The 13,669-nt window shown below is 61.5% G+C and carries 17 protein-coding genes; 4 read left to right on the forward strand and 13 right to left on the reverse strand.

The features are described 5' to 3' along the window. Position 1: 1 nt before the first annotated feature. From ACLGGT_RS02660 to folK, 12 genes are all read right to left on the reverse strand, one after another. The gene (locus tag ACLGGT_RS02660) at positions 2-334 is read right to left on the reverse strand and encodes a DUF1491 family protein (protein WP_437194991.1); all 333 of its coding nucleotides are present in this window, start codon (positions 332-334) and stop codon (positions 2-4) included. 4 nt (positions 335-338) lie between these two features. Then, the gene (gene era / locus ACLGGT_RS02665) at positions 339-1,244 is read right to left on the reverse strand and encodes a GTPase Era (RefSeq protein WP_008279080.1); all 906 of its coding nucleotides are present in this window, start codon (positions 1,242-1,244) and stop codon (positions 339-341) included. Between the two features lie 69 nt (positions 1,245-1,313). Further along, the gene (locus ACLGGT_RS02670; protein WP_375553020.1) at positions 1,314-1,637 is read right to left on the reverse strand and encodes a hypothetical protein; all 324 of its coding nucleotides are present in this window, start codon (positions 1,635-1,637) and stop codon (positions 1,314-1,316) included. A gap of 4 nt (positions 1,638-1,641) precedes the next feature. Beyond that, positions 1,642-2,325 carry a ribonuclease III gene (gene rnc / locus ACLGGT_RS02675; RefSeq protein ID WP_008279082.1) on the reverse strand — a complete coding sequence of 228 codons (684 nt, stop codon included), beginning with the start codon at positions 2,323-2,325 and terminating at the stop codon, positions 1,642-1,644. Further along, complete coding sequence (gene lepB / locus ACLGGT_RS02680) at positions 2,322-3,152, reverse strand: signal peptidase I (protein WP_008279083.1); 831 nt, start codon at positions 3,150-3,152, stop codon at positions 2,322-2,324. The genes rnc and lepB overlap by 4 nt, the downstream gene beginning before the upstream one ends. 53 nt (positions 3,153-3,205) lie before the next feature. Next, positions 3,206-3,616, reverse strand: coding sequence for a holo-ACP synthase (gene acpS / locus ACLGGT_RS02685; RefSeq protein WP_008279084.1), 411 nt, complete (start codon positions 3,614-3,616; stop codon positions 3,206-3,208). Next, entirely contained in the window at positions 3,613-5,091 is a 1,479-nt protein-coding gene (locus ACLGGT_RS02690; protein ID WP_437194992.1) for an alpha/beta hydrolase, read from the reverse strand. Before ACLGGT_RS02690 ends, acpS begins: the two co-directional genes overlap by 4 nt. 22 nt (positions 5,092-5,113) lie before the next feature. Continuing rightward, complete coding sequence (locus ACLGGT_RS02695) at positions 5,114-5,863, reverse strand: pyridoxine 5'-phosphate synthase (RefSeq protein WP_437194993.1); 750 nt, start codon at positions 5,861-5,863, stop codon at positions 5,114-5,116. Positions 5,864-5,902: 39 nt separating this feature from the next. Further along, positions 5,903-6,583, reverse strand: a complete 681-nt coding sequence (locus ACLGGT_RS02700) for a DUF2062 domain-containing protein (protein ID WP_437194994.1) — start codon at positions 6,581-6,583, stop codon at positions 5,903-5,905. Positions 6,584-6,606: 23 nt separating this feature from the next. Then, positions 6,607-8,733, reverse strand: a complete 2,127-nt coding sequence (locus ACLGGT_RS02705) for a RelA/SpoT family protein (protein ID WP_008279088.1) — start codon at positions 8,731-8,733, stop codon at positions 6,607-6,609. A 30-nt stretch (positions 8,734-8,763) separates the two neighbouring features. Further along, a complete protein-coding gene (gene rpoZ / locus ACLGGT_RS02710) occupies positions 8,764-9,117 on the reverse strand; it encodes a DNA-directed RNA polymerase subunit omega (RefSeq protein ID WP_081506823.1) in 354 nt (117 codons plus the stop codon). Positions 9,118-9,196: 79 nt separating this feature from the next. Next, complete coding sequence (folK, locus tag ACLGGT_RS02715; protein ID WP_437194995.1) at positions 9,197-9,763, reverse strand: 2-amino-4-hydroxy-6-hydroxymethyldihydropteridine diphosphokinase; 567 nt, start codon at positions 9,761-9,763, stop codon at positions 9,197-9,199. Between the two features lie 146 nt (positions 9,764-9,909). Between folK and ACLGGT_RS02720 the strand changes: the two genes are divergently transcribed. The 4 genes from ACLGGT_RS02720 to ACLGGT_RS02735 all read left to right on the forward strand — a co-directional run bounded on the left by ACLGGT_RS02720 (position 9,910) and on the right by ACLGGT_RS02735 (position 12,767). Next, on the forward strand, positions 9,910-10,482 hold the full coding sequence (locus tag ACLGGT_RS02720) for a LabA-like NYN domain-containing protein (protein ID WP_008279091.1): 573 nt from the start codon (positions 9,910-9,912) through the stop codon (positions 10,480-10,482). A 42-nt stretch (positions 10,483-10,524) separates the two neighbouring features. Further along, entirely contained in the window at positions 10,525-10,977 is a 453-nt protein-coding gene (locus ACLGGT_RS02725; RefSeq protein ID WP_008279092.1) for a YqaA family protein, read from the forward strand. A gap of 327 nt (positions 10,978-11,304) precedes the next feature. Continuing rightward, on the forward strand, positions 11,305-12,255 hold the full coding sequence (gene ispH, locus ACLGGT_RS02730) for a 4-hydroxy-3-methylbut-2-enyl diphosphate reductase (RefSeq protein ID WP_219435045.1): 951 nt from the start codon (positions 11,305-11,307) through the stop codon (positions 12,253-12,255). A gap of 272 nt (positions 12,256-12,527) precedes the next feature. After that, complete coding sequence (locus ACLGGT_RS02735; protein ID WP_437194996.1) at positions 12,528-12,767, forward strand: hypothetical protein; 240 nt, start codon at positions 12,528-12,530, stop codon at positions 12,765-12,767. A 63-nt stretch (positions 12,768-12,830) separates the two neighbouring features. On the opposite strand, the gene ACLGGT_RS02740 is transcribed toward ACLGGT_RS02735, so the two are convergent. Further along, on the reverse strand, positions 12,831-13,643 hold the full coding sequence (locus tag ACLGGT_RS02740) for an MBL fold metallo-hydrolase (RefSeq protein ID WP_437194997.1): 813 nt from the start codon (positions 13,641-13,643) through the stop codon (positions 12,831-12,833). Positions 13,644-13,669 lie beyond the last annotated feature (26 nt).

Here is a 13,669-nt window from a genome sequence, read left to right on the forward strand (position 1 = left end):
CTCAGCCTCCCAATCCGTCCTGATCGAGCAAATGCCGCCCCTCCCGGTCCTCCACCTCGATCACCCAGAGGTCGGGATCATAGCCCCTTTGCCGCGCAATCGCCGCATCCACCTCGGCCTCTGCGCCCTCGGCCAAGGTCATCCACACGCGCACACCACTCATCAGATCAATAGAGCGTTGAAAAACAACACCTTTTCCATCCAACGTGTTGAGCTTGACCAGAACCGCGCCCCCGGTGTCATCGCCATGCGCCACCACGAAGGCGGGGATATCCGCCCCCCTGAGCCGCGCCAGATAGGCATCTACCCAAAACCGCGCGCTCAGCCGGGCCATGCCCCTAGTTCCCGTCCTTGAAATCCAAGCCCATCTCGGAATACCGCTCGGATTCCTCTTGCCAGTTCTCGCGCACTTTTACCTGCAAAAACAGATGGATACGGCGACCGAGGAACTCTTCTAACTCTTCGCGCGCGGCTTTCGAGACAGCCTTGATCGTCTCGCCCTTATTGCCCAGAACGATCCCTTTATGCCCGTCGCGCACCACATAGACCACCTGATCAATCCGCGCAGAGCCATCCTTGCGCTCTTCCCAGTTCTCGGTTTCGACGGTCAATTGATAGGGCAATTCCTGATGAAGCCGCAGCGTCAGCTTTTCGCGCGTCATCTCGGCGGCGATCATCCGCATCGGCAGATCAGCGATCTGATCCTCAGGGTAAAGCCATGGCCCCTCGGGCACCTCACCGGCCAGCCACTGCCGCAGATCATCTACCCCATGGCCGCGCTCAGCCGAAATTAAGAACGTCTTTTCAAAGGCAAAGCGTTCGTTCATGTCCTTGGTCAGCGCCAGCAGCACCTGTGCTTGCACCCGGTCGATCTTGTTGATGGCCAGCGCCACTTTGCGCCCTTTGGCGATGCCGGTCAGCCCTTCAAGGATACGCTCCACCCCTTCGGTCACACCGCGATGCGCCTCGATCAACAGGATCACCACATCGGCATCCGCAGCGCCCCCCCAAGCGGCAGCAACCATCGCCCGGTCCAGCCTGCGGCGCGGTTGGAACAGGCCGGGCGTGTCCACGAATACCAACTGGCTCTGCCCCTCCATCGCAACGCCGCGAATACGCGCGCGGGTGGTCTGAACCTTGTGTGTGACGATGCTGACCTTGGCCCCCACCATGCGGTTGAGCAGGGTGGATTTGCCCGCATTGGGCTCTCCGATCAGGGCAATAAATCCGGCGCGCGTGGTCATGGGATGCGTCTCGACTGTTGTGATTGACAGGCTCTAGCCGATTTGCCGCCCCGCGACCAGAGCAGAGCGTCAGTTGTCGCAGCCGAAGGGAACAAAGGTGCTGGCCATGCCCTCGTTCATGGTCATCATGGTCAGAAGATCGGCAAACGCATAGTCCTGCGCCGTTTGCGCACAAATCCGCACATGCCCAACACAGCCCGAGGCGATGAAAGCACGGTTTTCTTCTAGAAATTGCGGGCTTAGCCCCTCTGGGCCAAGCGCGGCCAAGGCATCCTCGGTCGCCTGCGCATAAAGCGCGCATTTGCGGAGCGTCCAGGCATCTATCGGCGCTTCCTGTGCCTTGGCAATCTGCGCCAAGGACAGCATGACAGCCAATAGGGCAAGCCCGCGCACCCGCTCACTCCGCCTGCAATTGATCCAGAAGCGCGCGTGCCGCCGCCTGTTCCGCCTGCCGCTTCGAGCCGGCCGTCGCCTCGGCACGCTGGCCGCTTTTCAACTGCGCGCAAATGGTAAAGATCGGCGCGTGATCTGGCCCCTTGCGGGCAAGTTCAACATAATCGGGCGGCGGCAATCCACGCGCCTGCGCCCATTCCTGAAGGCTTGTCTTGGCATCGCGCGCGTCTTCTTTGACCGCGCCCAACCGTGCGCCCCAGAGCCGAAGCACAACCCCGCGCGCCGTTTCAAACCCGGCATCAAGATAGACGGCGGCAATCACCGCCTCCATCGCATCGCCTAACAGCGCCTCTTTGCGCCGCCCGCCAGAGAGCATCTCGGAACGGCCCAGCTTGAGAACTCCGCCAAGGTCGATCTCGCGCGCCACATCGGCGCAGGCCTCTTTGCGCACCAGCGCGTTAAAGCGCGGCGCAAGCTGGCCCTCGGTGGCCCCCTGATCCTGCGACAAGAGCGCCTCAGCCATCACAAGGCCCAACACCCGGTCGCCCAGAAATTCCAGCCGCTGGTTGTCATCCCGATTGGGCGTCGCCATCGACGAATGGGTCAGCGCCCGCACCAACAGTGCGGCATTGGTAAACTCATGCCCTAGCCGCGCCTGAAACGCCTTGATATCCGCCGAAAGCTTCACTCAAGCCTCTTGAAGAAACGGTCGCTGCGCCATGTCCAGAACGCCAGCATCGACCGTCCGGCCGAGGAAAAAACCACCCGGTTCGCGCGCCCGATCAGATTCTCGAATGGCACAAAGCCAACCCCGCCCACCGCCTGCGGAAAGCGCGAGTCAGTGGAATTGTCGCGGTTGTCGCCCATAAAGAAATAATGCCCGGCAGGCACAGTAAAGACGCCCGTGTTATCAGACCGCTGGTCGCCGATGTTCAGGATGGAATGCGACCGCCCATTGGGCAGCGTCTCGATCTGGCGCGACTTGAGACAATCCGCCCCTTCGCCCACCACGCCATTCTCGCAACGCGGACGGATACCAAGCGGCCCTTGCCGCGTGAATTCCTCAACAAAATCACCGGCCGGTTCCAGCCCGACGGCGGCCTCGTTGATATGCAACACGCCCTCTTTCATCTGGATGCGGTCCCCCGGCAGGCCGACAACCCGCTTGATGAAATCGGTGCCATCGGTCGGCTGACGAAACACTATGATATCGCCGCGCTCAGGCTCTGACCCAAAGATGCGGGTATTGTCACCGTCGATGAAGGCGCAGATCTTTTGCGCGTCGATGTTCAGCCCGCCCACCCGGATCGACGGGCAAGAGGCATAGGAATAGCCATAGGCCATCTTGTTCACAAAGAGAAAATCACCAATCAGCAACGTATCTTTCATCGACCCTGAGGGAATCCAGAACGGCTGAAAAAAGAGCGTGCGAAACAGCCCCGCGATCACGAGGGCCCAGAACACCGTTTTCACAGTTTCCCAGATAGAGCTCGATGTCTTGCCTGTGGCGGCCATTTGGCGTCCTCCGCTATCTCTCCGGCGCTACATGCGGGGCCGGGACCAAGGTGTCAAGCAGGCCGTGCGACGGGCCGCGCCTCGATCACCACAAAGGCCTGCGCCCAAGGGTGATCGTCGGTCAGGGTCACATGGATGATGGCCTCATGCCCCGGTGGCGTCATCTCGGCCAGACGCGTCGCGGCCCAGCCCGTGACCTGCATCACCGGCTGGCCCGTGGGCAGGTTCGTGACGGCCATATCCTTCCACGCGATGCCCATGCGCAACCCCGTGCCAAGCGCCTTGGAACAGGCTTCTTTCGCCGCCCACCGTTTCGCATAGGTGCCCGCCACATCGGCGCGGCGCTCGGCCTTTGCCTGTTCCACCTCGGTGAACACCCGGTTGCGAAACCTGTCGCCAAACCGCTCCAGCGTGCGCGCGATCCGCTCGATATTCGCCAGATCCGTGCCAATCCCCAAGATCATCCCGTTACCCCCGGTGCAAACAGCGGAAAACTGACGCCAAGCGCCCAAGCAAGGATGAGGCCAAGCGCAACGCCCACGCTTGTCGCCCCGGCCCGCGCCGCCACCCAACGCCCCATCAGCCCGTATATCAGGAAAAAGAGCAGGATCACCGGCGCAATCATCGCCAGAAAAAACAGCCGCTCCGTATCCAGCAGAATGGCCAGAGCCAAGGACAAGATAAAGCCCGCCCGCGACGCCAGCCTCTGCCAGAGCGGTGCCCCGCGCGCCAGCACCGAATCCCCCAGCATAAAGGGCACGGCCCCAAGGCTTAGCGCCATGATGATCGCAAGCCGCTCGGGCGTGGGCCAAAAGTTTGCGCCATAGCGATCCAGCGCAAACCCAAACACGCCCAAGCCCCACACCAGCAGCGCCAGCACCGCCACAGGGCGCAGCCCCTCTGGGCGTCGCCCCATAACCCACAAGAACGCCAGTTGGCAGCCCCCGTATAGCGCCAGATGCAACGCCAGATAATCCGCGACCAAGACCGGTAAAAGCCGCGTTTCCACCTGCACCGCCACAAGCGGAGCCAAAAGCGCCGGCACCAGAACCACCAGCACGAATTGCCGTGACCGCATGGACTTGCGCGCGGGCGGCGCGCGCTGCGGCAAAAGGCGCGCCAGCGGCGCGGCAAGGGCCACAATCGCGAACATCAACGCCAGAAACCACGGCCCGGTCGCCCGCACCGCGACATCGCTCACGCGCCCATAGGCGGCATCGAGCCATGCAATCGCCTCGGCCCGGCCCAAACGGCTATGCAGCACCGCCACATGTTCGGCCAAAGGGGCCACCACCGCGCGGCGCGTCACAGCCCCTGCCTGCACGGTCTGGCCCTCCCCCGCGCCGGGCGTGACCATCGCCACCGCCTCGCGGGCGAAACCACGCAAACCCGCCTCCCACGCCCCTGTGATCAGCAAGAGAGTGTCCGGCTCGATCTCCGTTACCGCCTGCGAAAAGGCAGATATCGCCACCACGGGACCAACCCGGTCTTCCTCCAGCGCGGTGCGGATGATGATATCGGTCGCCATGGAATGCCCCAAAAGCGCAACCTCACCCGCCCATGCTTCTTGCGCCACCGCGGCCCGCACCACCCGGCCCGTCTGCGCCATCAAAAGCCGTGTCGTGCCGTCAAGACTGTTCACATCGCCCGACATCGGCACCCGGTTGCGCCCATGCCCCTCGAAATCAAACGCCCAAACCCGGTATCCCGCCCGTGCCAGATCAAGGCTATATGCCTGCATCATCTGCCGCGACCCGGCAAAGCCATGCGCGACCACCACCACCGGACCATCCGCACCGGCCATGGCATAGCGCGTCACCGGCGTGTCCGAGACGGTGAAGCTCGCGATGTCCACGCCACGCCGCTGCCCCTCAAGCTGCCAAAGCGCGAGACATGCCAAAACCGTGGCCAAAACGGCCAAAAGGGCGCGCAATGTCATGACAGAGCGCCCCCGCGCACCGTCACCCCCGCGCCTCGTCCATCAGCCGACGCATCTCTGCGATGGCCGGACCCAATCCGCGAAAGATCGACTCGCCAATCAGGAAATGCCCGATGTTGAGCTCCATCACCTCGGGAAAGGCCGCGACCGGCTTGACCGTTTCATAGTTCAATCCATGCCCCGCATGCACCTCTAGCCCCAGAGAATGGGCATAGGCCGTCATCTCGCGCAGGCTCTCCAACTCGCGGTCGCGGGCGTCGAAATGCCCCTCGGCATGGGCATCGCAATAGGCGCCGGTGTGCAATTCGATCACCTCGGCCCCGATGCGATGCGCCGCCTCGATCTGCCTTTTGTCAGCGGCGATAAAGATCGACACGCGGCACCCTGCCTCGCGCAGTGGCGCTATGAAATGCGCCAGTCGGCTTTCCTCGCGCGCCACTTCCAGCCCGCCCTCGGTGGTACGTTCCTCGCGCTTTTCCGGCACGATGCAGACGGCATGCGGTTTGTGGCGCAGGGCAATCCGCTGCATCTCGTCGGTCGCGGCCATCTCGAAATTGAGCGGCACTGTCAGCACCTCCATCAGCCCGTCGATATCCGCGTCCGAGATATGGCGTCGATCCTCGCGCAGATGGGCGGTGATGCCATCAGCCCCCGCCTCTTGCGCAATCCTCGCCGCGCGCAGGGGATCAGGATAGGCCCCGCCGCGCGCGTTCCGCACCGTTGCCACATGGTCGATATTGACGCCTAGGCGTAGCTTCTTTCCTGCCGACATCGGCTTCTCCCGTGATTGATCCGCGACTCGAGGCGTAACCTAGTCCGGTTTTCCCGCCTCGTCAGCCTTGTGCGCCTGTTTTTCCTTGGCCGCCTTCTTTTCCTTCATCGCCACCCACTTGGCCTTGAGCGCGCCTTTGCGGCGGTGCTGATAGGCGGTGATCACCGGCAGGCTGATGTAATAGGCCGCAAGTGCCGTAACGATCCCGGGCACAATCCCCCCGATCATATAGGGAAAGAACACATCGTCATAAAAGAGCTTCAGACCGCTCCAATCCGCCTTGTGATCCATGAAGATTGCCAGAAAGTTGTTCTTCAGGTCATCCCCGGCATCCAGAAACTTCCCCCCGAGCGAGCGGCTGATCTCATCCTCGGCCAAGGTGCTGCGCCCCAGCATCGCGTGCCCGGTCTGAAGTGACACCACCCCGATGGGCACATATGTGAGCGGATTGCCAAAGAATGTGCCCAACAGGGCCGCCGGAACATTGCCGCGCACAATCCACGCCAGCGTGGCCGCCACGATGAAATGAAAGCCATAAAACGGAGTAAAGGTCGTGAAGACACCCGCGAAAATACCGCGCGCGATGCGGTCGGGCGGATCGGGCAAACGGTTCAGGCGATGCCGAACATAGCTGAACGCCCGCCCCCACCCGCCCTTGGGCCAGAGAAACCCGGCAATAACCTTCCACCAGGGGCGTCTGTCACGACGTCTGAATACCACCTGCGCGGCTCCTCGGGTTGATGTCAGCCCGCCCCCACGCGGGACGGATCTCGATAGCGCTCGACAGCGGCGACATCGCTTTCCGCATCAAGCGCCGAGAGCACACCGTGCAAATGCTCGGCATCGCGCAACTCGACATCAATCAAAAGACGATAGAAATCCGGTTTCCGGTCCACGAATGTCAGGTCCGAGATATTGGCCTTCTGCTCGCCGATCAAGGTGCAAATCCGCCCCAGAACCCCGGCATCGTTGCCAATGGTCAGATCCAGCGTCACATCATAGGCCGCCGGATGCGTGCCAGTGTGCCAATGCAGGTCCATCCAACGGTCAGGCTGCTGATCGTATTGCGACAGGGTTTCACAGTCGATGGCATGGATCACCACGCCCCGCCCGCGATAGGTGATGCCCACGATACGCTCGCCCGGCAACGGCTGACAACAGCGGGCCCGCTCAAAACTCTGATCCGCGCCCAGACCGATCACCGCGCGGTCGCGCGTCACCTCATTGCCCGCCTCAGGCATGAGGTCCGGGTAAACGGCGTGCAACACCTGATGCGCGGTCAACTCGGCACTGCCCAAACGCGCGCGCACCTCATCGGCATCCCGCAGACGCAGCGTGCGCGCCGCAGCCTCCAAGGCTTTGTCGGTGGCCTTCTTGCCCACATGCTCGAACGCCGAACGCGCCAATTCCCGCCCCAGCTTGATATAGCGATCACGGTCCAACTCGCGCAGAGCCCGCCGGATGGCGGCGCGGGCCTTGCCGGTGGTGGCAATATCAAGCCATGTCGCCTGTGGCGTCTGCCCGTCGGCGGTGATCACCTCGACCGATTGGCCATTCTTGACCCGTGTCCAGAGCGGCACGCGCATCCCGTCCACCTTGGCCCCGACACAGGCATGACCAATCCGGGTATGAATGGCATAAGCAAAATCAATCGGCGTGGCCCCACGCGGAAGTTTGATCACATCGCCCTTGGGGGTAAAGCAGAATACTTGGTCCGCATACATCTCGAGCTTGACCGCTTCGAGAAAATCCTCGTGATCCTCCTCGGCGTCGAACTGCTCGCTGACGCTCGAAATCCACTTGGCCGGATCGACGGCAAAGGGATTCTCAGACCGCACCCCATCGCGATAGGACCAATGCGCAGCCACGCCGGTTTCGGCCACATCATGCATGGCCTGCGTGCGGATCTGCACCTCGACCCGCTTGCCGTCACGCCCCGAAACGGTGGTGTGAATCGACCGATAGCCGTTCGATTTGGGTTGGCTGATATAATCCTTGAACCGCCCCGGCACCGCGCGCCAGCGTTGGTGAATAGCCCCAAGCGCACGGTAGCAATCATTTTCAGACCGGGTGATCACGCGAAAGCCGTAAATATCCGACAGCCGCGAAAACCCCATTTCCTTTTCCTGCATCTTGCGCCAGATCGAATAGGGTTTTTTGGCGCGGCCAAACACATCCGCCTCAATGCCCGCCTTGTCCAATTCGTGCCGCATGTCGCCGGTGATCCGCTCGACCACATCGCCAGTCTCGCGTTGCAGGGTGATAAAGCGGCGGATGATACTGGCACGTGCCTCGGGGTTGAGCACGCGAAAGGCCAGATCCTCCAGCTCTTCGCGCATCCATTGCATACCCATGCGCCCCGCCAGCGGACCATAAATATCCATGGTCTCGCGCGCCTTTTGCGCCTGTTTCTCAGGGCGCATCGCCTTGATGGTGCGCATATTGTGCAGACGGTCGGCCAGCTTGACCAGAATGACCCGCAAATCCTTCGACATCGCCATGAACAGCTTGCGAAAGTTCTCGGCCTGCTTGGTTTCGGAATTCGACAGCTGCAGATTGGTCAGCTTGGTGACGCCATCCACCAGATCAGCCACCTCGCGGCCAAACTTGTCTGACACGATCTGATACGAGGCTTTGGTATCCTCGATCGTGTCATGCAAGAGGGCGGTGATGATTGTCGCATCGTCCAGCCGCTGCTCTGTCAGGATGGCGGCCACGGCAACGGGATGGGTAAAATAGGGTTCGCCCGAATGGCGAAACTGCCCTTCGTGCATGGCACGGCCAAAATCATAGGCCGCGCGTATCAATGCCTCGTCCGTGCGGGGATTATAGTGGCGCACCAGCGTGATCAGGTCGTCAACGGCGATCATCGGGGTCGCGCCTTGCCGTAGGGGCCGGAGTTACCCCTGACCCTGTGCTTCCATCAGGGCGCGCAGCAGCTTTTCTTCCGACATGTCGTCGGTGTCAGGCTTGTCCACATCGCCGCCCATCAACAGGGCCATGGAATCTTCTTCCGGCTCATCGACTTCGATCTGAGTCTGATTCGACTCGATCAGCCGCTCGCGCAGATCATCCGCCGCCTGCGTTTCCTCTGCGATTTCACGCAGTGCCACAACGGGGTTCTTGTCGTTGTCACGGTCCACCGTCAAAGGCGATCCCGCTGCAATTTCGCGGGCGCGGTGTGCGGCAAGCATCACCAGATCAAAACGGTTCGGAACCTTGTCAACGCAATCTTCTGTGGTAACGCGGGCCATCAGACCTCCGGGACGGGTTAGGGCAGATTTCAAGAAGCCTTGTATTTAGGGTGTCAAACCGGGATTTACAAGCAGAGAATCAAAGCGCCTCGACCTCGTCGCGCGCGGCTTGCGGCAGGTCGTCCAGCATCTGTTGCACCGACCGCCCCAGCACGGGATGCACCCAGTCGGGGGCGACATCCGCAAGCGGTACCAAGACGAAAGCGCGCTCGTGCAGGCGCGGATGCGGCAGGATGAGCTGGTCGGGCGCGCGGCTTTGCTGCTCATCGGGCGTCAGCCTTTGCCACGCCTCGAACCCCGCAAGATCAGGCAGCACACGCCCCCCCACCGCGATCAGGTCGAGGTCCAGCGTCCGTTGCCCCCACCGCGTCTCGCGCCTGCGACCAAAGGCCGCCTCAACCCGGTGCAAAAGCGCAAGCAACGCCTCTGGCTCTTGCGCAACACGCAGCACCGCCGCCGCATTTACAAAATCCGGACCCGCCCCGGCAGGAAAGGCCGGTGTGCGAAAAAACCGACTCACACCGAGAATTTCGACCCCCTCTACGCGCAATCGCACAAGGGCCTCGGTGAGGGTCGCCTCGGGGCGCGACGCACCGAACGGCAAGTTTCCACCCATCGCGATCAAGCATTGTTGATCCAAAGTCATCGCTCCCCTATCTTATCCTGACGTAACATGCCCTTGCATGCAGAATTCTAAACCCCTAATTATCGCTGTTACTCTGTCCTGCCTTCACCACTCACACCACTCACACACTCCCAGGCAAGACATGACCATTCGGAAGGACATTTAAGATGTTTTACAAGGACGAGCGTTTAGCCTTGTTCATAGACGGATCGAATCTCTATGCCGCCGGTAAGGCGCTTGGGTTCGACATCGACTACAAGTTGCTGAGATCCGAGTTCATGCGCCGTGGCAAGTTGCTGCGCGCTTTTTACTATACTGCACTGTTGGAAAATGACGAGTATTCACCGATCCGCCCTTTGGTCGATTGGTTGCATTACAATGGCTACTCCATGGTCACGAAACCGGCCAAGGAATACACTGACAGCCAAGGCCGTCGCAAGGTCAAGGGCAACATGGATATCGAGCTGACGGTGGATGCGATGGAACTCGCACCGCGTGTTGATCATGTTGTGCTGTTCTCCGGCGATGGCGATTTCCGACCCTTGGTCGAAAGTCTGCAACGTCAGGGCGTGCGTGTTTCCGTGGTCTCGACCATCCGGAGCCAGCCGCCGATGATCTCGGACGATTTGCGCCGCCAAGCGGACAATTTCATCGAATTGGCAGATCTCAAGGATGTTATCGGCCGACCGCCGCGCGACATCCAGAACGACCGCCAAGAGGCCTATGCCGAGACCGAGTGACCTACCCGTTAGGCACCACATCAGCGCCCGGATCACCCCTGCATGAGCATGGGTGATCCGGGCGTTTTTGCGCAAATGGCCGGGCTTTTCGCGGCTGCATTCGGCGCGGCGACCATCCTGCCCTTTCAATCCGAAGTGGTGTTTGTCGGCCTGCAACTGGCGGGCACGCTATCCTTGACCGCGCTCGTCGTGGTGGCCAGCATCGGCAACACGCTGGGGGCCGTGGTCAACTATGTCATGGGGCGCGGCATCGAGCGGTTTCGTCACCGCCGCTGGTTTCCCGCCAATGCAGCGCAAATGGCGCGGGCCGAACGCTGGTATGCCCGTTGGGGGGTCTGGACCTTGCTGCTCAGTTGGGCACCTCTGGGCGATGCCTTTACCGTGATCGCCGGGGTTCTGCGCACGCCGGTCTGGCTCTTTCTCGTGCTGGTCACGATTGCCAAAACCGGGCGCTATATCGTGTTGGCCTGGATCACAGCGCAGACAATGGGCTGAGGGGGCGGTGACTTTACTGTCGCGTGCAGCAAGAACAGGACCGCGCGGAATGCTTGGCCGGGGACTAGCGAAGCAACAGTCGTGGTTGCCACTTTATGCCAGCAAAATCCGTGTGACCCATCAGCGATCCGCGCCCTCTCAAAATCGCTAGGCCGCCAGACGACCCAGCGATCCGCGCGGCACCTTCGGTGCTATTCGCGCGGGTCATAGACAAGAGATCCGGCTTGTAATTCTCCACCACCACACCTCCGACGCCGCTATTTCCCACCCCGCCCTTTACGCGCGCGCCCACCTGCCTTACCTCTGTCCCCAAGCAGGAGACCCGCGATGACAAAGCCCCCCCTCACCCTCTACCTCGCCGCCCCGCGCGGCTTTTGCGCCGGTGTGGACCGCGCCATCAAGATCGTAGAGATGGCGCTCGCGAAATGGGGGGCGCCGGTCTATGTGCGCCACGAGATTGTGCACAATAAATTCGTGGTCGATGACCTGCGCGCCAAAGGGGCGGTTTTCGTCGAAGAACTGGATGAGTGCCCAACCGACCGGCCCGTGATCTTTTCCGCCCATGGCGTGCCCAAATCCGTCCCGGCAGAGGCCACCGCCCGCCAAATGCTCTATGTCGATGCCACCTGCCCGCTGGTCAGCAAAGTACATATCGAGGCGGAACGCCACCATGACAACGGGCTGCAAATCGTGATGATCGGCCACGCGGGCCATCCCGAAACCGTCGGCACCATGGGGCAATTGCCGACAGGCGAGGTGCTCTTGGTCGAAACCCCCGCCGATGTGGCAACGCTCGACGTCCGCGATCCTGACCGCCTCGCCTTTGTCACCCAAACCACCCTTTCGGTCGACGATACCGCCGAGGTGGTTGCCGCCCTTCAGGCCCGGTTTCCGGCCATTGTCGGCCCGCACAAAGAAGACATCTGCTACGCCACCACCAACCGCCAAGAGGCGGTCAAGGCCATGGCCGAAAAGGCCGAAGCCATGCTCGTCGTGGGTGCCCCCAATTCGTCAAACTCCAAACGTCTGGTCGAGGTCGGCGCGCGCGCGGGCTGCGCCTATTCCCAGCTTGTGCAACGCGCCACCGACATCGACTGGCGGGCGTTGGGCGGTATCCGCAGCATCGGCATCACCGCCGGGGCCTCTGCCCCCGAAGTGCTGGTGAACGAGGTCATCGACGCCTTCCGCGCGCGCTATGACGTGACCGTCGAACAGGTGGAAACCGCCCAGGAAAACGTCGAATTCAAGGTGCCACGGGTGCTGCGCGTGCCGGCCTGATGCGGGCTGGCATTAAAGCCGCCGAATACCCACAGCTCCCGCCGCATGCATAGAATTTGAACCGGCCCGGTGCCTGTTAAATTATTGATATCGTGTCTCGGTGACTTATCTCACCGGCAGGACACACTATAAATCCCCGGCCTTCCCGCGCGTTATGAAACCAGCAGCCTGTGCAGGCATCTTGCGCTCACGGGAGTCGGCGGCAACGGGTTTGTCGGCTTAGACCACGCCGCCAACGGCGGAAAACCGAAACCGAGACACAGGAAACGCGCATGACCGCGAACTCTTATATGACTTGGGCCATTCTGGGGGCCGCCGGCGGCGCTGGATTCGGCCTTTTTGCAGCACCGCTCCTCTACATCCTGATCAATCTGTCCTCAGACGGCGTCTCATTTGGCGAAACCGCACGCTTTGCAATCGCCAACGGGATCACTTGGGGCGTCCTTGGCGTTTTTGCAGGTATCTTCTTTTGGGTGGTCAACAGGGTGCAAAATCCGCCCACAGAGGAGTGATCTTGATCGCCTGACTGCGCAGCAAAAGATCCTGCCACCGTCTGCTACCGCCCGACCGGCCCGTCACTCGTTATCCCGCAGCCACGCAGGCCGCAGCACCACGATGGTAGGCCGGTCTGGCAGGCTGCGCAAAGAGACCTCAATCTCGCTCACACCGGGGCGGGAAATGGCAAATTCGCCTTCCATCCCCGCCAGAAACCGCTCCAGCGTGCTATCGCCAAACCAGTGCATCGGCAGCACGATCGACGCCTTCACCCGCCTGAGCACGTTCATCATATTCTCGATATTTATGGTAAACCCGCCATCAACGGGGGCCATCACCACATCCATCCGGCCAAGAGCGGCATATTGATCGTCCGACGGCTCGTGATGCAAATGCCCCAGATGGGCGATGCACAGCCCCTCAGCCTCAAAGACAAAAATCGAATTGCCATTCTGCTCCACCCCGCCGCCCGATCGGATATCGGTGGGCACATTGCGCACCACCAGCCCGCCCAGATCAAGGTGATGATCGGCCCCCACGCCATATTCCCCCCAACCGCGCAGCACATGCGGGATTGCCGGATCGGGAAAGGCGGTCCAATGCGTTTCATGCGCGTGATTCATCGTGACAACATCGGGGATCAGATTGGCGCTGCCGATAAAGCCGGTGAAATCTGTCACGGCATTGTATCCGCCCGCCTGAATGAGAAAGGACGCATGCGCGATATAGCGCAGCCGCACGGTATACTCGGGCAGCGGCGCGCGAAAACTGGCCCGGTGTATGTATTCCATCCCCGGCGTCGCATCGGCAAGCGCAATACAATGGCTTGGCCTACGATCCTGCGCGGTGGCAGGCGCGGCCAGCATCAAAACGAACAAGACAAGTCGGATCATCAGCAGCCCTCCTCTTGGTCTTGAGC

This window comes from Roseovarius sp. MS2, from assembly GCF_051447875.1.
GTDB classification, from domain to species: domain Bacteria; phylum Pseudomonadota; class Alphaproteobacteria; order Rhodobacterales; family Rhodobacteraceae; genus Roseovarius; species Roseovarius mucosus_A.

What these genes read in the sequence shown, in the direction of transcription:
- ACLGGT_RS02660 (WP_437194991.1), bottom strand. Translation starts at nt 334, where the DNA reads ATGGCCCGGCTGAGCGCGCGGTTTTGGGTAGATGCCTATCTGGCGCGG.
- era (WP_008279080.1), bottom strand. Translation starts at nt 1,244, where the DNA reads ATGACCACGCGCGCCGGATTTATTGCCCTGATCGGAGAGCCCAATGCG.
- lepB (WP_008279083.1), bottom strand. Translation starts at nt 3,152, where the DNA reads ATGGCCGCCACAGGCAAGACATCGAGCTCTATCTGGGAAACTGTGAAA.
- acpS (WP_008279084.1), bottom strand. Translation starts at nt 3,616, where the DNA reads ATGATCTTGGGGATTGGCACGGATCTGGCGAATATCGAGCGGATCGCG.
- ACLGGT_RS02690 (WP_437194992.1), bottom strand. Translation starts at nt 5,091, where the DNA reads ATGACATTGCGCGCCCTTTTGGCCGTTTTGGCCACGGTTTTGGCATGT.
- ACLGGT_RS02695 (WP_437194993.1), bottom strand. Translation starts at nt 5,863, where the DNA reads ATGTCGGCAGGAAAGAAGCTACGCCTAGGCGTCAATATCGACCATGTG.
- ACLGGT_RS02705 (WP_008279088.1), bottom strand. Translation starts at nt 8,733, where the DNA reads ATGATCGCCGTTGACGACCTGATCACGCTGGTGCGCCACTATAATCCC.
- rpoZ (WP_081506823.1), bottom strand. Translation starts at nt 9,117, where the DNA reads ATGGCCCGCGTTACCACAGAAGATTGCGTTGACAAGGTTCCGAACCGT.
- folK (WP_437194995.1), bottom strand. Translation starts at nt 9,763, where the DNA reads ATGACTTTGGATCAACAATGCTTGATCGCGATGGGTGGAAACTTGCCG.
- ACLGGT_RS02720 (WP_008279091.1), top strand. Translation starts at nt 9,910, where the DNA reads ATGTTTTACAAGGACGAGCGTTTAGCCTTGTTCATAGACGGATCGAAT.
- ACLGGT_RS02725 (WP_008279092.1), top strand. Translation starts at nt 10,525, where the DNA reads ATGAGCATGGGTGATCCGGGCGTTTTTGCGCAAATGGCCGGGCTTTTC.
- ispH (WP_219435045.1), top strand. Translation starts at nt 11,305, where the DNA reads ATGACAAAGCCCCCCCTCACCCTCTACCTCGCCGCCCCGCGCGGCTTT.
- ACLGGT_RS02735 (WP_437194996.1), top strand. Translation starts at nt 12,528, where the DNA reads ATGACCGCGAACTCTTATATGACTTGGGCCATTCTGGGGGCCGCCGGC.
- ACLGGT_RS02740 (WP_437194997.1), bottom strand. Translation starts at nt 13,643, where the DNA reads ATGATCCGACTTGTCTTGTTCGTTTTGATGCTGGCCGCGCCTGCCACC.